This window comes from Cupriavidus sp. SS-3 (assembly GCF_035818815.1).
Classification (GTDB): Bacteria; Pseudomonadota; Gammaproteobacteria; order Burkholderiales; family Burkholderiaceae; genus Cupriavidus; species Cupriavidus taiwanensis_C.
The window spans coordinates 82340-101467 of the sequence record NZ_JAYLVT010000004.1 but is presented as its reverse complement, the minus strand read 5'-3'; the positions used below and the strand labels follow the sequence as shown (position 1 = coordinate 101467).

At 68.1% G+C, this 19128-nt stretch carries 16 protein-coding genes; 4 read left to right on the top strand and 12 right to left on the bottom strand.

Going from position 1 to position 19128, the window contains the following annotated elements; translation table 11 throughout:
- Positions 1 to 115: 115 nt before the first annotated feature.
- Together U9J39_RS08265 and guaA are read left to right on the top strand one after the other, a co-directional pair.
- Positions 116 to 727 (top strand): hypothetical protein, encoded by a 612-nt coding sequence (locus U9J39_RS08265; protein WP_115662005.1) that lies wholly within the window; start codon positions 116 to 118, stop codon positions 725 to 727.
- Positions 702 to 2321, top strand: coding sequence for a glutamine-hydrolyzing GMP synthase (gene guaA, locus U9J39_RS08260; RefSeq protein ID WP_326346902.1), 1620 nt, complete (start codon positions 702 to 704; stop codon positions 2319 to 2321). Before U9J39_RS08265 ends, guaA begins: the two co-directional genes overlap by 26 nt.
- A 179-nt stretch (positions 2322 to 2500) precedes the next feature.
- Here guaA and U9J39_RS08255 read toward each other — a convergent pair whose 3' ends face one another.
- Complete coding sequence (locus U9J39_RS08255; RefSeq protein WP_326346901.1) at positions 2501 to 3289, bottom strand: SDR family oxidoreductase; 789 nt, start codon at positions 3287 to 3289, stop codon at positions 2501 to 2503.
- Between the two features lie 57 nt (positions 3290 to 3346).
- A complete protein-coding gene (locus U9J39_RS08250; RefSeq protein ID WP_115709695.1) occupies positions 3347 to 4654 on the bottom strand; it encodes an MFS transporter in 1308 nt (435 codons plus the stop codon).
- A 266-nt stretch (positions 4655 to 4920) separates the two neighbouring features.
- Between U9J39_RS08250 and U9J39_RS08245 the strand changes: the two genes are divergently transcribed.
- A complete protein-coding gene (locus tag U9J39_RS08245) occupies positions 4921 to 6084 on the top strand; it encodes an iron-containing alcohol dehydrogenase (protein WP_115709693.1) in 1164 nt (387 codons plus the stop codon).
- A gap of 55 nt (positions 6085 to 6139) precedes the next feature.
- On the top strand, positions 6140 to 6454 hold the full coding sequence (locus U9J39_RS08240) for an NIPSNAP family protein (RefSeq protein ID WP_115680348.1): 315 nt from the start codon (positions 6140 to 6142) through the stop codon (positions 6452 to 6454).
- On the opposite strand, the gene U9J39_RS08235 is transcribed toward U9J39_RS08240, so the two are convergent.
- From U9J39_RS08235 to U9J39_RS08190, 10 genes are all read right to left on the bottom strand, one after another.
- Positions 6447 to 7385 carry a LysR family transcriptional regulator gene (locus tag U9J39_RS08235; RefSeq protein WP_115703325.1) on the bottom strand — a complete coding sequence of 313 codons (939 nt, stop codon included), beginning with the start codon at positions 7383 to 7385 and terminating at the stop codon, positions 6447 to 6449. The two genes, U9J39_RS08240 and U9J39_RS08235, sit on opposite strands and share 8 nt — an antisense overlap.
- Before the next feature lie 114 nt (positions 7386 to 7499).
- A complete protein-coding gene (locus tag U9J39_RS08230; RefSeq protein WP_115709691.1) occupies positions 7500 to 8660 on the bottom strand; it encodes an MFS transporter in 1161 nt (386 codons plus the stop codon).
- A 23-nt stretch (positions 8661 to 8683) separates the two neighbouring features.
- The gene (locus tag U9J39_RS08225; RefSeq protein ID WP_115709689.1) at positions 8684 to 9793 is read right to left on the bottom strand and encodes an alkene reductase; all 1110 of its coding nucleotides are present in this window, start codon (positions 9791 to 9793) and stop codon (positions 8684 to 8686) included.
- A gap of 229 nt (positions 9794 to 10022) precedes the next feature.
- Positions 10023 to 10484: a copper resistance protein CopQ gene (locus U9J39_RS08220; RefSeq protein ID WP_326346900.1), complete on the bottom strand. Its 462-nt coding sequence runs from the start codon at positions 10482 to 10484 to the stop codon at positions 10023 to 10025.
- A 349-nt stretch (positions 10485 to 10833) separates the two neighbouring features.
- On the bottom strand, positions 10834 to 12195 hold the full coding sequence (locus tag U9J39_RS08215; protein WP_115709685.1) for an MFS transporter: 1362 nt from the start codon (positions 12193 to 12195) through the stop codon (positions 10834 to 10836).
- A 124-nt stretch (positions 12196 to 12319) separates the two neighbouring features.
- On the bottom strand, positions 12320 to 13135 hold the full coding sequence (locus U9J39_RS08210) for an enoyl-CoA hydratase/isomerase family protein (protein ID WP_326346899.1): 816 nt from the start codon (positions 13133 to 13135) through the stop codon (positions 12320 to 12322).
- A 4-nt stretch (positions 13136 to 13139) separates the two neighbouring features.
- Entirely contained in the window at positions 13140 to 14693 is a 1554-nt protein-coding gene (locus U9J39_RS08205) for an AMP-binding protein (RefSeq protein ID WP_326346898.1), read from the bottom strand.
- A complete protein-coding gene (locus U9J39_RS08200; RefSeq protein ID WP_115703314.1) occupies positions 14686 to 15258 on the bottom strand; it encodes a (2Fe-2S)-binding protein in 573 nt (190 codons plus the stop codon). Before U9J39_RS08200 ends, U9J39_RS08205 begins: the two co-directional genes overlap by 8 nt.
- The gene (locus U9J39_RS08195; protein ID WP_326346897.1) at positions 15255 to 16070 is read right to left on the bottom strand and encodes an FAD binding domain-containing protein; all 816 of its coding nucleotides are present in this window, start codon (positions 16068 to 16070) and stop codon (positions 15255 to 15257) included. Before U9J39_RS08195 ends, U9J39_RS08200 begins: the two co-directional genes overlap by 4 nt.
- Complete coding sequence (locus U9J39_RS08190) at positions 16067 to 19099, bottom strand: xanthine dehydrogenase family protein molybdopterin-binding subunit (protein ID WP_326346896.1); 3033 nt, start codon at positions 19097 to 19099, stop codon at positions 16067 to 16069. Before U9J39_RS08190 ends, U9J39_RS08195 begins: the two co-directional genes overlap by 4 nt.
- Positions 19100 to 19128 lie beyond the last annotated feature (29 nt).

The window sequence follows — 19128 nt, the reverse complement described above, 5'->3', positions numbered from 1 at the left end:
CGCCGGCGCGTGCCCGCGCCCGACCCGCCATCCCATCCGAACCTGGCCGCGCGCCACGCAGGCGTTGTCCTGATGCCCGCCGCACCACCGGCCGGGGCCAAGACGAGGAGCGCCAATGAAGGTGTTGCTGCGAGCCGTGCTGTTTTTCGATGCCCTGGTGGACCTGCTGCTGGGCATCCTGCTGCTGATGTCCCCGTTCACCACGCTGTACGCGGCGCTGCAGCTGCCGCAGCCGCAGCCGGCGCTGTTCGGGCAGCTGCTGGGCGTGGCGCTGGTGGGGCTGTCGGTACTGCTGTGGCAGGCCGCCTTCAATGGCCAGCTGACGGTGCCGGTGGCGCGCACCGCAGGCTACGTGAACCTGGCCAGCGCGGTGCTCATCATCGCCTGGATGGTGTTCCTGGAGCTGCCGCTGGAAGGCGCCGGCAAGCTCTGGCTGCCGACCATGGCGGTGGTGCTGCTGTTCTTTGCCGTGGTGCAGATCCCGGCGGCCAAGCGCGTGCGCGTGCGCGAACAGCAACGGAAGATGGAACGCGCGCTGCAGGAACAGGAAAGCAGGAAGGAACCCGGCGTTGCCCCCGCGGCGCGCCCCACGAATACCCCAGAATACCGGCGCGAGCCGGTCATCACGCCGCCGCCGGGCTATGGCCCCGGCACGGAAGTCGTGACCGAGCCCATCCCGGAAGACACGCCATCGGCCCATCATGCACGACAAAATCCTCATTCTTGATTTCGGCTCGCAGGTCACGCAGCTGATCGCCCGCCGCGTCCGCGAGGCGCACGTCTATTGCGAAATCCACCCGAACGACGTCAGCGACGCGTTCGTGCGCGATTTCGCCCCCAAGGCGATCATCCTGTCCGGCAGCCACGCCAGCACCTATGAAGACCACCAGCTGCGCGCGCCGCAGGCGGTGTGGGACCTGGGCGTGCCGGTGCTGGGCATCTGCTACGGCATGCAGACCATGGCGGTGCAGCTGGGCGGCAAGGTCGAGTGGAGCGATCATCGCGAGTTCGGCTACGCCGAAATGCGCGCCCATGGCCATACCGGGCTGCTCAAGGACATCGAGGACTTCCGCACGCCGGAAGGCCACGGCATGCTCAAGGTGTGGATGAGCCATGGCGACAAGGTCACCGGCCTGCCGCCCGGCTTCAAGCTGATGGCTTCCACGCCGAGCTGCCCGATCGCCGGCATGGCCGACGAGACGCGCCACTACTACGCCGTGCAGTTCCACCCCGAGGTCACGCACACGGTCAAGGGCCGCCAGATGCTGGAGCGCTTCGTGCTGCAGATCGCCGGCTGCAAGCCTGACTGGGTCATGCGCGACCATATCGAGGAAGCGGTCGCCAGGATCCGCGAGCAGGTCGGCGATGAAGAGGTCATCCTGGGCCTGTCCGGCGGCGTCGATTCGTCGGTGGCCGCGGCGCTGATCCATCGCGCCATCGGCGACCAGCTGACCTGCGTGTTCGTCGACCACGGCCTGCTGCGCCAGGACGAAGGCAAGCTGGTGATGGAAATGTTCGTCGGCCGGCTGCACGCCAAGGTGGTCCATGTCGACGCCTCCGACCAGTTCCTCGGCCACCTCGCCGGCGTCACCGACCCCGAGCAGAAGCGCAAGATCATCGGCCGCGAGTTCGTCGAGGTGTTCCAGGCCGAGGCGCGCAAGCTGACCAACGCCAAGTGGCTGGCGCAGGGCACCATCTACCCGGACGTGGTGGAGTCGGGCGGCACCAAGACCAAGAAGGCCACCACCATCAAGAGCCACCACAACGTCGGCGGCCTGCCGGAGACGCTGGGCCTGAAGCTGCTGGAGCCGCTGCGCGACCTGTTCAAGGACGAAGTGCGCGAACTGGGCGTGGCGCTGGGCCTGCCGCCCGAAATGGTCTACCGCCACCCGTTCCCGGGCCCGGGCCTGGGCGTGCGCATCCTCGGCGAAGTCAAGCGCGACTACGCCGACCTGCTGCGCCGCGCCGATGCCATCTTCATCGAAGAACTGCGCAAGACCATCGCCACCGAACACGACGCCGCCGCCGGCCTGTGCGAACCCGACCAGGTCGGCAAGAGCTGGTACGACCTCACCAGCCAGGCCTTCGCCGTGTTCCTGCCGGTCAAGTCCGTCGGCGTGATGGGCGACGGCCGCACCTACGACTACGTGGTCGCGCTGCGCGCGGTCCAGACCACCGACTTCATGACCGCGCACTGGGCGCACCTGCCGTATGCGCTGCTGGGCCGCTGCTCCAACCGCATCATCAACGAAGTCCGGGGTTTGAACCGGGTCGTGTATGACGTGTCGGGGAAGCCGCCGGCGACGATCGAGTGGGAGTGAAAAGACGTCTTTCGGGGCTATCGCCAGCTATCGAAAGGTTGCCGTAACGTGTTGATTTTCAAAGACGCGTTGCGGCACCTATCGATGATCATCACCGGCCAGCGGAACAGGTTGGCGGTGAGTGGCGGTAGAACCTGGAGGCCGGGCCGCCAGCCGTCTGCCGATTCCCGCGCGGGGCTTCAGAACGTGCCAGGGTAGGCGCCGCCGTCGAGCAGGATATTCTGCGCGGTGATGTAGGCGGCCTGGCGGCTGCACAGGAAAGCGCAGGTGGCGCCGAACTCGGCGGGATCGCCGAAACGGCGGGTGGGGTTCTCGGCGGCGCGGCGCTCTGCCATGGCCTGCGCGGTCAGCCCGGCCTGCCGCGCCGCGCCTTCGATGGTCTTGCCGAGGCGGTCGGTACGGAACGGCCCCGGCAGCATGTTGTTCACCGTGACCCCGTGCCGGGCGACCTCGCGCGCCAGTCCCGCCACAAAGCCCGTCAAGCCGGAGCGCGCGCCGTTGGAGAGGCCCAGCACGTCGATCGGTGCCTTGACCGCGCCGCTGGTGATGTTGATGATGCGGCCCCACTTGCGCGCGATCATGCCGTCGACGGTGGCCTTGATCAGGTCGATCTGCGTCAGCATATTGGCGTTGAGCGCGTCCATCCACGTGTCGCGGTCCCAGTCGCGGAAGTTGCCCGGCGGCGGGCCGCCGGCATTGGTGACCAGGATGTCGAGATCGCCCAGGCCAGCCACCGCGTCCAGCGCGGCGGCGCGGCCCTCGGGCCTGGTGATGTCGGCGGCCACCGCGACCACGCGGTGGCCGTGGCGCGCACGGATGTCGCTGGCGGCTTGCTCCAGTGCATCGGCATTGCGCGCCACGATCACCACATCCACACCCTCGGCGGCCAGTGCGTCGGCACAGGCAAAGCCGAGGCCCTTGCTTGCGCCGCAGACCAGCGCGCGCTTGCCATGCAGTCCCAGATCCATTTCGTTGCTCTCCTTTTGCAGGGGTGGCGGATATCCGTTGCCAGGCGGCGGTGCCGGCTAGCCGTGCGCACGCGGGCGGTAGTCGATCAGGCTCGAGAACACGGCGATCAGCACCGCCATGACGACGAAGAACAGCAGCGCCAGGAAGTAGGAGCCCGACCACTGGACGATCACGCCGATCAGGATCGGCACCACCACGCCGGCCATGTTGCCGCAGAAGTTCATGGTGCCGCCCAGCACGCCGCTGCGTTCCGGGCCGCCGACGATGGCCGGCAGGCTCCAGTACATGCCGCAGAAGCGGATGAAGAACATCGCCACGCACAGCAGCACGACGACCGTGCCGGAGTCGGGGATGTAGGCCGCCGCGAGGATGCAGGCCGCTGCCACCAGTGACGAGCCGCTGAACATCGTGCGCATGACGACATTGGGCGATGCGCCCGACGCCTTCCACCGGTCGCCGATGTAGCCGCCGATGAGCTCGCCGACGAAGCCCGACATGAAGATGATGAAGGTGGCCCCGCCCATGGCGGCGATGTTGAAGCCGTGCGCCTTGTGCAGATAGCTCGGCATCCACGTCAGCAAGCCATAGAAGACCGCGAGGATGCAGCTGTAGCCGGCGAACATGGCCAGCACCGAGCGGTCCCGCACCAGTTCGCGCAGCGGCACGCGCGCGGCGGCGGCGCTGGCGCGCGCGTTGCCGCGCGTGATGTGCTCCAGCTCGGCAGCGTTGACGCCGGGGTGGTCCGACGGATGATTGCGGATGTAGCGCCACGCCAGCACGCCCGCCAGCATCGTACCGACGCCGGCGATCACGAACGCGATGCGCCACGAGCCGAACCAGGCGATCAACCCGGAGATCAGGATCGCGCCCAGGGCGCTGCCAAGCGGGGCGCCGCCGTCGACGAGCACGGCGCCGCGGCCGCGCTCGTGCGGGGTCAGCCAGCTACCGATCAGCTTGGCGCCGGCCGGCATGATCGGCGACTCGGACACGCCGAGGCCCATGCGCGTGAGCAGCAGCACGATCCAGTTGTGGGAGGCGGCACCGAGCGCCTGGAAGGCACCCCAGGCAACCGTCGCCCCGGCGATGATGCCGCGCGTGTGATACCGGTCCAGCAGCACGCCGGCGGGGATCTGCATCAGTGCGTACGACCAGAAGAACGCGCTCAGCATCAGGCCTTCGAGCGCCGGAGACAAATTGAATTCCGGCGCGATCAACGGCAGCGCGACCGACAGCGAGGCCCGGTCGATGTAGTTGATCGCTGTCAGCAGCAGCATGATCAGGAAGATGCGCCAGCGCACGCTGGTGGGGCGCACGGCTTCGCTGGCCGATGGCGACGACAGGGCAGGGGAGGGTAAGGACGGCATGGTTGTCTCGCTTCGTTGTGATGGTGCGGCGTGTTGCTTCATTGCCGCCGGGCACTGTAGGGCCGCCGCCAGGCCTTGCCTAATGACTCTTCGTGATTGCGTGATAACCAGCAGGATGGCGCTCGCCAGCGCTGGCTGGCAGCACGGGTAGCAGCACGGTAACCGCATAAGGGACCGTTATCGGCCAATCCATTCTTTTCATTACCGGGATTGGCGGGGGGCTTTGTACTGTTCGGGGCTTGGAGACATCGAACGGAGAAAGCCCCATGGTTCCATTTCAATATTTTTTCCCGACCACGCTGAAGTTCGGCAACGGCCTGGCCAACCGGGCCGGCGAGCTGCTCAAGCCCTTGTTCCGCGGCAAGCTGCTGGTGGTGACCGACGAAGGCCTGATCAAGAGTGGTGTGCTGGAAGGATTCTTTGCCTCCCTCAGCACTGCTGACGTGGCCTATGACGTCTTCTCGGGCGTCGAGGCGAATCCCAGCACCACCGTGCTGGAGCGCGCCGTGGCCTTTCTGAAGGACCACGCTTGCACCGCGGTGATCGGCGTCGGCGGCGGCAGCAGCATCGATACCGCCAAGGGTGTCGCCGCGATGGCGACCAACGCGGGCACCATCCTGGATTACGAAGGCTACGACCGGATTCCCAACGCGCCGCTGCCGATCTTCGCGATTCCGACGACGTCAGGCACGGGCAGCGAATGCACCGCGTCGACGGTCTTCACGAACAAGGAGACGCTGTTCAAGACCGTGATCATCAGTCCGCGGCTGTTTCCGCAACTGGCGATCCTGGACGCCGAGCTGACGCTGAAGCTGCCGCCGGCCATCACCGCCGCGACCGGCATGGACGCGCTCACCCATGCGATCGAATCCTATGTATCGAAGCAGGCGAATCCGGTCAGCCAGGCGCTGGCGCTGGGCGCGGTGCGCCTGATCGGGCGCAGCCTGCGCAAGGCCTACTACGTCGGTTCAGACCTCGCGGCCAGGGAGGACATGCTGCTGGGGTCGTTCCTGGCCGGCGTCGCCTTCTCGCAGTCGAAGCTGGGCAACGTCCATGCGATCTCGCACACGATGGGCGGCGTATTCAACATCGCCCATGGCATCGCCAATGCGGCGCTGCTCCCCTACGTGATCGCGTTCAACGGGCCCGCCTGCCCGGAGCGCTATCGCGACATTGCCGACGCGCTCGGTGCCGAGGTGGCGGGCGTCGATGCCGAAACCGCGGCGCGCCGCCTGGTGGCGCAGATCGTCGAGCTCAACCGCGCGCTCGGCATTCCTTCGAACATCCGCGAGCTCGGTGTCGACCTCGAGCATCTGCCGCAGATGGTCGCCGATTCGATGCGCAGCGGCAACGTCCTGGTCAACCCGCGCCTGACCACGGCGGGCGATATCGAGCGGATCATCCTCGCCGCGCATGCCGGCAACCTTTGAGCGGCCCGCAGCGGCCGGGTCATTTCATCCATCATCCCAGCAAACAGGAGTCTCCATGTTCTATGAAATGCGGACCTATACGGTCCAGATCGGCAAGATGAAGGAATACCTGCAGCACTTCGAACAAGAAGGCCTGCCGGTGATTTCCCGCTATGCCACGCTCGTCGGCTGGTGGTACACGGAGATCGGCGAACTCAACCAGGTGGTCCATATCTGGGCCTACGAAAGCCTGGACGACCGCATCAAGCGGCGTGCGGCACTCTATGAAGATCGCGACTGGCTCGAGAAATTCATTCCCAAGGCCTTCCCGATGCTCGAGAAGATGGAGTCGAAGCTGCTGATGCCGGCGGCGTTCTCGCCGATCAGATGAGATGTTGCTGCAGCGCCTCGGCAAGCAGCCTTGCACCTGGTGACAGGTGCGCGCCGGCGCGGGTCACCACGCCGTAGGGCTCCTCGATGACCGGGATCGCGACCGGCAGGCGCGCCACCAGTCCGAACTGCTCGCCAAACGCCGCCACTTCGCGCGGGATCACGGCGACCAGCTCGGCGTTCGCCTGCAACAGGGTGAGGGCTGCAAACGTCGATGCGGTCTCGATCGGATAGCGTGGCACGTCGATGCCGGCATCGGCGAGCGCGCGCTCGAGCGCGAACCGCATCGGCGTGTTGACCGGGTAGGCGACCCATGACGCCTCCGCGAGGTCGCGCAAGCTCAGCGTCTTCCTGCGGGCGAGGGGATGCGCGCGCGCGGCCACCACCGCCAGCGGCTCGGATTCGAGCGGCACGCAGTCGTAAGCCTCCGGACGCCGGCTGCCGCCGCTGCGGCAGATGGCAAGATCGACGCGCCCCTCGTCGATCAGTGCCAGCAGGCTGGTGCTGGTCCCCTCCACGATCTCGATCGAAAGATGCGGCTGACGATGGCGCAGGTCGGTCAGCGCCCGTGTCAGCAGCGGCACCGCGCCCATGATGACGCCGACCGCAAGGTGGCCGCCGTGTCCCTGCGTCAGGGCAGTGACCTCGGCGTGCAGGTGTTCCAGGTCGCTGTAGATCAGGCGCGCATAGCGCGTGACGCAGCGCCCGAGATCATTGGCGACCAGTCCTTTCGGCTGCCGCTCGAACAGCGGCATGCCAAGGATGTCCTCGATCTCGCGCAGCACCTTGGTCGCGCCGGGTTGCGAGATGGCGATTTCCTCGGCCGCCTTGTGCAGCGAGCCATGGTTCTCCAGCGCGATCAACAGCCTCAACTGCTTGAGGCGAAGGCGCGATGCAATGTTGGCGAGGGAAGGGACAGCCAGCGGCTTCATGGCAACGACAGGACCGAAAGCCGACACTATAGCTTTTTGCGGCGTTGGACGGCGCTCGTCTGCGACATCTCACTTCTCACTTCTCCTGCCGCCGCCTGGGCGCCGACACAGCACTCACGACGTGACCAGGGCGCGCCTGTCTGCCCGGCTGAGCCACACCACCAGGAATCCCGCCGCGGCCAGCACGCCGCCGGCGACTGGCACTGCGCTGTAGCCGAGGTCCAGGCTGATGACCCCGCCACCCAGCGCGGCACCCAGGGCATTGCCGAGATTGAACGCGCCGACGTTGATCGACGAGGCGAGTCCCGGTGCTTCCGCCGCGGCTTCCATCACCCGCATCTGCACCGGCGGGACGACGGCGAAGGTCGCAGCGCCCCATGCCAGTAGTCCAAGGGCCGCGGTAACGTGGTGGGAGAGGGCGAAGGGGAGCACCAGCATGATGACGGCGAGCGCCGACAGCACGATCTTCGTCGCGCCATCGAGCGACCAGTCCGCGAGCCGTCCCCCCACGTGATTGCCGACCGTGAAGCCAATGCCGATCAGCACGAGCGAGAGCGTGACGAAGGTGTCGGATGCGCCGGTGAGATCGGCAAGCACCGGCGCGATATAGGTGTAGAGCGTAAACATGGCGCCCGCGCCCAGCACCGTTGTCGCCATCGCCAGCAACACCGGCGGGCGGGTGAGCACCGCCAGTTCCCGGCGCACATTGGGCGGGCTGCCGCGCTCGCCCTGCGGCAACGCCAGCCAAAGCGCGGCAATGGCGACCAGCCCCAGCACCGCGGTGCCGGCGAAGGCCAGGCGCCAGCCGACCTGCTGCCCGATCCAGGTTGCCGCCGGCACGCCGCCGATGTTGGCGATGGTCAGTCCCATGAACATCGTTGCCACGGCGCTGGCCTGCTTTTCCTTCGGCACCACGCTGGCGGCCACCACGGCCCCAAGGCCGAAGAAGGCGCCATGGTTGAGGCTGGTGACCAGGCGCGACGCCAGCAGCGTGGCGTATCCCGGCGCCAGCGCCGACAGCAGGTTGCCGACGGTGAAGATGGCCATCAGCGCCATCAGTGCGGTGCGCTTGCCGAAGCGGCTGAACAGCAGGGTCATCACCGGCGCGCCGACCATCACCCCAACCGCGTACGCCGTAATCAGCATCCCCGCGGTGGGGATGTTGACGTCGACGCCTTCGGCGATCACGGGGAGCAACCCCATCGGGGCGAATTCGGTGGTGCCGATGCCGAAGGCGCCGATGGCGAGCGCTAGCAGTGCGGTATTGGATTTCATCGTGGCAGATCCTGGCAGGTGCCTTATGCCGCGGCCTTGCCGTCGTAGGCGGGATAGTCGGTGTAGCCTTCGGCGCCGCCGCCATAATGGAGCGCGCGATCGGACATGGCCAGGGGCCAGTCGTTCGCCAGGCGTGCGACCAGGTCGGGGTTGGCAATGAACGGCTCGCCGAATGCCGCAATATCGATCAGGCCATCGGCGATGAGGCCATCGGCGCGTGCGCGCGTCATGCCTCCGGCAAGGATCAGCACGCCCGTGAACCGGCGGCGGAATTTTGCAAGGAAGTCACCTGGCGTGGCCGAACTGCCGCGCGTGCTCTGATCCATCAGGTGGACGTAAGCGATATTGCGCTTTGAGAGTTCATCGGCGAGATGGAGGTACGTTTCCTCGAGCTCAGGGTAGGCGGCCATGTCGCCGAGGCCGCCATAGGGCGACAAACGGATGGCCGTGCGTTGCGCACCGATCCGCGCCGCGACCGCGTCGATGGCTGCCAGGGCGAAACGGGTGCGGCTCTCCACGGTGTCGCCGCGGAATTCATCGGTGCGATCGTTCACCGTCGGGTTCAAAAACTGTTCGATCAGGTAACCATTGGCGCCGTGCAGCTCGATGCCGTCAAAGCCGGCCTCCATGGCATTGGCGGCGGCCTCGGCAAAATCGGCGATCACGCCATAGACCTCGCCGGTCGTCAGTGCACGGGGCGCGGACACATCAACCGCACCCGGCGTGCCGTCGGCGGTGTAACCCCAGGCCTTGGTGTTCTTCGCGGTCTGGCCGGTGGCACTGACCGGTTGAATGCCACCGGGCTGGATCGAAACATGGCTCACACGGCCGACATGCCAGAGCTGGGTGAAGATCGTGCCGCCCTTGGCGTGGACCGCGTCAGTGACCTTGCGCCAGCCATCGACCTGTTGTGGTGTGTACAGGCCAGGGTTGAACAGGAAGCCCTGGGCGCTGGGCGATATCACCGTGCCCTCGGTCACGATCAGGCCGGCGTCAGCGCGTTGGCCGTAGTAGAGCGCGTTGAGGTCGTTGGGAACCCCGTCCGGATTCCGGGAACGGGTCAGCGGAGCCATGGCGATCCGGTTAGCGAGCTGGCGCTCGCCCATGGTGAAGGGCTTGAACAGTAGACTCATTTTTGGACCTTGATCAGGGAGGGTGCGGCCACCGGGGGTAGTGGCCGCGGGCTCGGGAAGTTCGTCGATGGACCGTAGTTTGCGCGGTTTATATTTGTTGATTAAGCCGTGTATGGGTCAAATACTTTTGATTTCATATCAAATGTCCGGACCTGTCGTGCCGGCAGGGGCAGGGCGGCATCCGAGGCCGCCGCCCGGATTAGGCACAGGTGCCGCGATAGCCCGGCGCTTAAACCGAAAAGTGCTCACCGGATCCATTGATGGCGCGAGCCCCTTCTGAATACGGATCGCGCGGGCTGTTGCCGCGCGCGCCATCCAGGTACGGGTTTGCCTGGCGCGCAGGACTTGCGGAGACACCGGTACGGTCGAGTCCGGCAACCACTTGCAGGTCGGGATGCGAATCGGCTGCGTTGGCGCCGTCGTAGAACGGGTTGCGACGGTCATTGCCGCGCGCACCGTCCAGGTAGGGGTCGACCTTGCGGGTGGCAATGTAGCCATCCCGATTGGTGATCCTGGCGCCATCGGTGTAGCCGTCCCGGTTGCTGATGCGGGCGCCGTCGGTGTAGGCGTCACGAGGCGTGTTCACGCGAAATGCGCTGCCGGCGGTTTCCGGCTGAGCGGCTGCGTGAGCCACGCCGGCGGTCAGGGCGGCGGCCAAAGTGATAGCCGTGAGGATGGTCTTTGCTTGCATGATGTTCTCCTGTTTAGTCCGATCGGCCGGGCAACCTTTGGGTTTGGTCGCCGGGCCAGTCTGTCATCGGGATGGCAGCTTTTAAATGATGCTATCTACGGGTAGATAGATAAGCGGGTCAAAAAAAAGACTGCCGGGTTTCACTGTCAAGAATCCGGGAATTGCCCGGGGGGTGACTGGAGTCTAGGGAGGGGCGGTATGTCTGTCCAAGACGGAATACGTCGGACTTAAGACCTTATGGGTCTTGTGGGCCGGTTTGCTCGCATCCCCCGCACGCGGGAGACGGGCCGGGGTGCGGGCCGGCGTCTCAACGAAGTCCGGCCGCCACCCCGCAGCTCTGCAATGCCCCTTACTTTTCGACAAGACGGCCCAGCGTCTCCGGCACGATCGTAGCGCCCACCAGATAGACCAGCGTGACGGCGGCGAGGAAAACACCAAGGATCACCGGCAGGTCGGCGGGCGTGCCGGCGGCAAGCGAGGCCAGCGTCGGCATCATCCCGCCAATGGCGAAGCCGATGTTCCAGGACAAGCCCGTGCCGGAGGCGCGGATGCTGGTGGGGAACCGCTCGTTCAGGAAGATGAGGATCGGCGCGAAGCCGGCGCACCCGAGCATGCTGAGCGCCACCGCGTAGACGCCGCGCAGGGTAGCGGTTGGCGCTGCCGGCATCCACTGGTAGAGCAGCGGCATCAGCACCAGGCTGAGCGCGCCGATCAGCAGGAAGGCGCGCTTGCGGCCGACCAGCGTGCTGAAATGCCCCGCTGCCACCGATGCGACGATCACACCGAGGCTGCTCAGCATCAGGATGGCCGAGGACTCGCCGGGGGATGCCTTGACCACGACCTTGAGAAAGGTGGGGAGGTAGCCGGAAGTCAGGTAGTAGGCGCTGCCTGCGCCCACGGTCAGCAGGATGTTGACCAGCAGGATGCCACGATACTCGCGCGAGAACAGCGTGCGCAGCGGATGCGCTTGCGGCTTGGCGTGGCCGCTGGCGGCCTTTGCCGCCTGCAGCTGCTTCCACAGCGGCGACTCTTCCAGCGAGTTGAAGATGACCAGCCCCAGCACCGAGCTGACGATGCCGGCGAAGAACATGCAGCGCCATCCCCAGACCTCGAAGGCGTCGCCGGGAAACAGCGCCGTCATCGCCATGTACGTGATCGACGCCAGCAGCGCGCCGATGCCCGCGCCGCCGCCGCCCACCAGGCCGGACACCGCGCCGCGCCACGACGGCGGCACCGATTCCGTGCCGATGGTATGCGTCGAAGCGACCACGCCGCCGACGAACACGCCCTGCACCAGCCGCAGCAGGATGAACAGCGCCGGCGCGAACAGGCCGATCTGGGCGACGGTCGGCAGCAGCCCGAACGCCGCCGTCGACAAGCCGACGCCGGTCACCGCCACCACCATGGCACCCTTGCGCCCGTGCCGGTCCGCGTAGGCCCCGAAGATCGCCGAGCCGAGCGGGCGCATCAGCAGGGTCACCGCGAACGACGCGTACACCGCCGCCAGCGACAGCATCGCATGCTCGGACGGAAAGAACAGCTTGCCGATCACCGGCGCCACGAACAGCAGGATAAACAGGTCGAACAGGTCGAGCGCCCATCCCATGCATGAAGCCGTCACCGCGCCCAGCACCTGCCGGTTGTTCGCGGCCACAGGCACCGCGCTCTGCGCGCCGCTGGTCGGCAACTTGTCATTTGCCAGCACTTCCATGGTTGTCTCCTCATCTTTTGAATGCACGGCTCCCCGCGATGCCCGCCGGGGGCATCGTCGTTGCGACCGTATGCGTCCGTCTCTCGGGCTCGGCAGGCGGGTCAGCAACCGCCCGCGCCTGCGCTCAGCTGCCACGGAAATCGGGATTGCGCTTCGCGTGGAACGCTTCCACGCCCTCGCGGAAGTCGTCCGAGCTGCGCAGGCGGCTGTAGCAATGCCCTTCGAGTTCGATGGCGATCGACAGCGGTGCGTCCTCGGTGTCGTTGAGCAGCTTCTTGGCGGTGCGCTGGGCCAGCGGGGAGAAGGCGCGCAGCTCGTCGGCCAGGGCATCGGTGGCGGCTTCCAGCTCGGCGTCAGCGACGCAGTCCACGGCGATGCCCCACTCGTACGCCTGCCGCCCCGGGATGCGGCGCGAGCGCATGACGATGTCCTTGGTGCGGCCCACCCCCACCATCTTCTGCAGCCGCGCCGAGCCGCCGGAGCCCGGAATCTGGCCGAGCTTCTGCTCGGGCAGCGCGTATTCCGTGGAGGCGGTGGCGATGCGGAAGTCGCACGCCAGCGACAGTTCGAAGCCCACGCCGAAGCAGTAGCCCTGGTTGGCCGCGATCACCGGCTTGCTGCAGCGCGCCGGCGCCGCCACGTTCCACGCGAGCTTCGACACATGCTCCGGCGACGCTTCCAGGAAGCCGCGGATGTCGCCGCCGCTGGAGAAATGCTTGCCCTGCGCGCGCAGCACGATGACGCGCACGCGGTCATCGGCGTCCAGCGCCTCGAACACGGCACGCAACTGGTCGCGGGCCGCCATCGAGATCACGTTGTAAGGCGGGCGGTGCAGGATGATGTCCGCGCGCTCGCGGGCCGGGTCGATCTCCACGGAAAAGCCGTCGAGGTCCTGCAGGCGCTGCTGGTCGGGATGGGTCAGTGCGAAGGCCTGGGTCATGTCGTTACTCCTTGATGGGGTCGCTGTGGGGAAGAGAAGAGAGTGCGCTGTATTCGCCCGCCGACAGCTTGCGGCGCAGGATCTTGCCGACCGGCGATTTCGGGATGTCGGCGACGAACACGTAGTCGCGCGGGCGTTTGAAGTTGACGAGGTCGGAGCCGCGGCAGTAGTCGTCGAGCGCACCGGCGTCGACGCAGCCGCGCGGCTTGACGAAGGCCACTACCTTCTGGCCCCAGCGGGCGTCGGGCACGCCGGCCACCGCCACCTCGTCGACGGCGGGGTGCAGGGACAGCACGGATTCGATGTCGGCGGGCGAGATGTTCTCGCCGCCGCTGATGATCATGTCGTCGACCCGTCCGGTCACGAACAGGTCGCCGTCGGCGTCGAGGTAGCCGATGTCGCCTGTGAAGTACCAGCCGTCGCGCAGGGATTTGGCATTGGCGTCGTCGCGGTTCCAGTAGCCCTCGAAGGCCTCGTCGCCGCGCAGGTCGGCGATGATCTGGCCTTCCTCGCCGGGCGCGGCCAGTTCGTCCGGCGAGGCCCCGTCAAGCCGCGCCACGCGCAGTCGCGTGTTGAGGCCGGCGCGGCCCGCACTGCCGGGTTTGTGTGCCGCGTGCTGGTCGACGCTGAAGGTGTAGACCTCGGACGAGCCGTAGTGGTTGACGAACAGCTCGGGGCGGAACGCCTGCTCGACCCGGGTCAGCAGGCCATCGTTCATCGCGGCCCCGGCGAAGCCGAGCTTGGTGACGGTGCGCACATCGTTGCTGTCGAAACCCGGCACGGCCAGCAGGTCATGGTAGAGCGTGGGCACGAGATAGAGGCAGCTGACGCGATGGCTGGCGATCGCCTGCAACGCCTGCGACGCGCTCCAGCGCCGCACGCAGACGAATAGGCCGTCCACCAGCGCCATGGCCAGCAGGGACCGCACGCCCATGGTGTGGTACAGCGGCATCACGCCCAGCGTCCGCTCGCCGCGCCGGTACAGGTTCTGCGCAACATGCGCCAGCGCGGCCGCGCGTTCCTGCCGGTGGCGGCGTGGGACACCTTTCGGCTTGCCGGTGGTGCCGGAGGTGTACAGCATGAGCGAGATGTCGCCGGCTTCAGCCTGCGTGCTGTCCCGGCGGGGCGTGGCACGGAGCAGGGTGTCGAACGAAAGCGAGCTGCCCGGAGCGCCGTCCAGCGCGATGCAAGGGACTTCCTGCGCCGCCGCGCTGTCCAGCACGGCGTCGGCGCTGACCGGCTCGAACACCAGTGCCTTCACGCCGGCGTCGCGCACGCAGTAGTCCAGCTCGTCCGGCTTGGCGCGCCAGTTCAGCGGGACGATGACCAGGCCGGCGAACTGGCAGGCCCAGTGCAGGGTGGCCATCTCCCAGCGGTTCTGCAGGATGGCGAGCACGCGGTCGCCGGGACACAGGCCCAGGTCGAGCAAGCCGGCGGCCACGCTGCGGATGCGCGCGAGCCATTGCTCGTAGGTCAGCAGCAGGTCGCCGTCGACGATGGCGGGGGCGTGGGGGCTGCGCTCCACGCTTTGCAGGAAGGTGCGGCCGAGATCAAGCATCGCAGTGCTCCCTGGCAACCGGTGCCGCAATCCGGCGCGAGCGCGCGCGGCTGGCAGCCACGTCGAGGACGGCGGCGACGATCGGCGTGTAGCCCGTGCAGCGGCACAGGTGGCCGGACAGCATGTCGCGCACCTGCGCCTCGGTTGGCTCGGGCACCCGCTCCAGGTAGTCCGCGCACGACATCAGGATGCCGGCCGTGCAGAAGCCGCACTGCAGCGCATGGTGGCGGCGGAAGGCTTCCTGCAGGTCGCCCAGGCCTTCGCGCGGGGCCAGGCCTTCGACGGTATCGATGGCGCGGCCATCGGCCTGCACCGCCAGCATCAGGCAGGACCGCGCGGCCACGCCGTCCACCCGCACCGTGCACGCGCCGCAGACGCCGTGCTCGCAGCCGACGTGGGTGCCGGTGGCGCCGAGTTCATGGCGCAGGAAGTCGGACAGCAGCTCGCGTGGCGCGCACGAGGCGCTGCGTTCGGTGCCGTTCAGGGTCAGGGTGACGCGGTGGCGCTGGTCGCGCCGCATCACCGGAGGCGCACCCAAAGTTGCGCCGTGGGGGGTCTTGCTCATCTTGCCTCCTCGATTGCGCGCATGCCCAGTTGCCGCACCAGGTGGCGGCGGTACTGCGCGCTGACATGGGCGTCGTCCTGCGCGCCCAGCTTCCAGCTGAAATCGTTGATTGCCTCGGCCAGCGCCTTGCCCTGCAGGCGTGGCCAGGTCTCCAGCACCGGCCGGTCGGCGACGCCGCCCACGGCCAGCGCAATGGCGTGGTCCGTGACGATGGCGGCGCAGGCCACCAGCGCGAAGTCGCCATGGCGGGCGGAGAATTCCGTAAAGCCGTAGCGCGCGCCGGGCCGCCTCAGGGGGAAGCGCACCGCTTCCACCAGCTCGTCCGGCTCGCGCGCTGTCATCAGCATGCCGCGGAAGAATTCGGCGACCGGCAGCACGCGGCGGCGGCGCAGCGAGCGCAGCACCACCTCGCCGCCGAGCGCGGTGAGCACCAGCGGCAGCTCGGCGCTCGGGTCGGCGTGGGCGATGGAGCCGCACACGGTGCCGCGGTTGCGGATCTGGAAATGCGAGATATGCGGGAAGGCGAGCGCGAGCAGCGGCACCTCGTCGGCCAATGACGGGCGCCATTCCACGTTGCCCTGCGTGGCGGCGGCGCCCACCACCAGATGGCCGTCTTCCACGCGCACGGTATCCAGGTCAGGGGTGCGCGAGATGTCGACCAGCAGTTGCGGTTGCGCGAGCCGCATGTTCAGCACGGCCATCAGCGACTGGCCCCCGGCCAGCACGCGGGCACCCTCGCCGGCACGGGCCAGCGCTTCCAGCGCATGCTGCGCGGATTCGGCGCGCAGGTAGTCGAATGCGGCGGGTTTCATCGACGGACTCCCAGAAGCGCCAGCAGGCGCGCGACAAAGCCCGGCTTGCGCACTGGCTTGCCGCCGGCCTGCCGGCCGAGCGATTCGAACAGCTGGCGCAATACCACCTTGGCCGCGCCCTCGAGCATGCGGCCGCCGACCGCGGCGACCTTGCCGGACACCTCGGCCTCGTAGTCGTAGGTGAGACGCGTGCCGGCGCCGTGCGGGGCCAACTCGACCAGACCCGCGCCGCGCGCGCTGCCGAGCGACGACAGGCCCGCGCCCGCCAGCCGCAGCCGGTGCGGCGGCTCCAGGTCGGACAGCGCGATCTCGGCCTCGTAGCGGGCCTTGATCATGCCCACGCCCACGGTCACGTCGGCGCGGTAGCGGTTGTCGCCGATGGGCACGAGCGCGTGGCAGCCCGGCACGACCCTGGCCAGCGCCTGCGGGTCGAGCAGGACGGCGAAGACGGCCTCGGGCGTGGCGTCCAGGTCGACCGTGCCGCGCGCGCTCAGCGCCTTGCCGCCCTTGCCGCCGCCTTTGCCGTTCGCCGAGGCCTCTCTTGCCGCCTCGGCCAGTTCCGGACGCGACGGCGGCGGGTCGTCGAAGCCGATCATCGCCATCACCCTGGCGGGCGTGAGCGGCAGGCGGATCTCGCGCACGCCCAGCGCATCGGCCACCGCGTTGGCGACGCATGGCGGCGTGCTCATGTTGTTGCCCTCGCCGAGGCCCTTGGCACCGAGCGGCGTGAACGGGCTCGGCGTCTCCAGGTGGACGATGAGCGGGTCGGGCACCTCGCACGTGGTCGGCATCAGGTAGTCCGCCAGCGTGCCGGACTGGAAGCTGCCGTCCGGGCCGTAGCGGAACTCCTCCATCAGCGCCGCGCCCAGCCCCTGCGCGAAGGCGCCGCGGATCTGGCCGTCGGCCAGCGCCGGGTTGAGCAGATTGCCGGCATCGTGCGCGGTCACGTAGCGGTCGATGCGCACGCGGCCGGTGGCGCGGTCGATCTCGACGCCGCACAGGTCGAAGGCAAAGCCGTAGCAGGCGGAAGTATTGACACGGTCCTGCTCGTCCGGGGCATCGAGGTTGGGGGGCGACCAGAACACGGTTTCGCGCAGGCCGGGCTCCTCGCCGGCCGGCAGCAGCTGCGGCGACCAGTGCGGCGCATTGCTGGCCGCGCGCGCAAAGGGCAGGGCGGTATCGGGCGCGCCCCGGCACACGATGCGGCCATCCGCGAAGACCAGCTCGGCCGGGTCGCAGTGCAGGTGCGAGGCTACGATGCGCGCCAGCTTGTCGCGCACGCGCGTGGCCGCCAGATGCACGGTGCCCGCCACGGCACCGGCGAAGCGGCTGGAGTAGTTGCCCGCGGCCACGGACCACGCATCCTTGTGCGTGTCGAATTCGACGTTGACCACGACGTCAGCCGGATCGATGCCGAGCACGTCGGCCACGACCTGCGCCGACACGGTCATGTGGCCCTGTCCCGCCGGCGTCGACGCGATCGTCACCACCACGCCGCCGAGCAGGTCCACGCTGACCGTGGCGCTGGCGATGGCGCCGTTCTTCGGACCCGCCTTGCGGCGTGCCTCTGCCGGCGTCGCGGTGGTGATATAGCCCATGTTCGACACCGAGGGCTCGACGATGGCCGCGAAGCCGATGCCGTACAGCCTGCCCTCGGCGCGCGCGGCGTCGCGGCGGCGCTTGAGTTCACCGTAGTCGCCGGCTTCCAGCGCACGCGACAGCGCCAGCTGGTAGTTGCCGGAGTCGAGCAGCGCGCCCGCCGCCGCGCGATAGGGAAAGGCATCGGCAGGCACGAAGTTGCGGCGGTAGACGTCGAGCGGATCCAGGCCGAGCTCCACTGCGATCCGCTGCACCAGCCGCTCCAGCGCGAAGTACACCTGCGGCCCGCCGAAACCCCGTACGAGCCCCGTTGGCGTCTTGTTGGTCAGCACCACGCGGTTGCGCACCAGCAGGTTCGGGATCGCGTAGGCACCGGTCAGCAGGCCATGCATACGGTAGAAGGTGGCGGGCTCCGGCGCACGCAGGTAGCCGCCGCAGTCCTCGAGCTGGTCGTACGAGAGCGCGACGATGCGGCCGTCCGCCTCGACCGCGGCTTCCAGCGTGGAAAGCCGCGCGGTAGCAGACGTGGCGGCGCTCAGGTGCTCGAGCCGGTCTTCCACCCACTTCACCGGCGCGCCCGCCTTGCGCGAGGCAAGGCACATCAGCACCACGTAGGGGAACACCGCCTGCTTCACGCCGAAACTGCCGCCCGAGTCGCGCGGCGCGACATGGCGCAGGCGGTTGGCCGGGACCTGCAGCGCCATCGCCATCACGGCGTGCAGCGAGAACGGCCCCATGAAGTTGGAAGTGACCTGGTAGCCCTCGTTGCCCGGCAAGTGCTCGGCAATCACCACGCCGCACTCGATCGGCGTGCAGGTGTTGCGCGGGTAATGGGCGGTCAGCGCCACGCGGTGCGGCGCGGCGGCAAAGGCGGCCTCGGGGTCGCCATAGCGGAAATGGCGGTCGCTGGCCACGTTGCTGCCGAGGCGGGGATGCAGCACGCTCGCGTCGTCGGCTATGGCCCCCTCGATCGAAACCACCGGCGGCAACACGCGGTACTCCACCCGCATGAGGTCAAGCGCGTCTTCCGCCAGGGCACGGCTCTCGGCCACCACCACGGCCACCGGCTCGCCCACGTAGCGCACGCGCTCCATGGCCAGTGCCCACTGCTCCATCGGCGCCTTCACGCCTACCACGAAGGGCTTCGACCAGGCAGGCAGGTCGGCCCCCGTCAGCACGGCACGCACGCCCGGCGCCTGCAACGCGGCGGCGCAGTCGATGGCGCCGAGTTCGGCATGCGCGTGCGGCGAGCGCAGGATGGCGGCGTGCAGGGTGCCAGGCCTGACGCCGAGGTCGTCGGCGTAGCGGCCGCGGCCGGTCAGGATGGCGGCATCCTCGACGCGCGGCATCGGGCGGCCGACATGTGGCGCCGGCCGGGCCTGCTGTGTCTCCAACGTGCCGGTCGTTTCGCCAGCATCGAATCTTTTCATTTGCAACTCCGTTCCCTGCAGCGGAACCG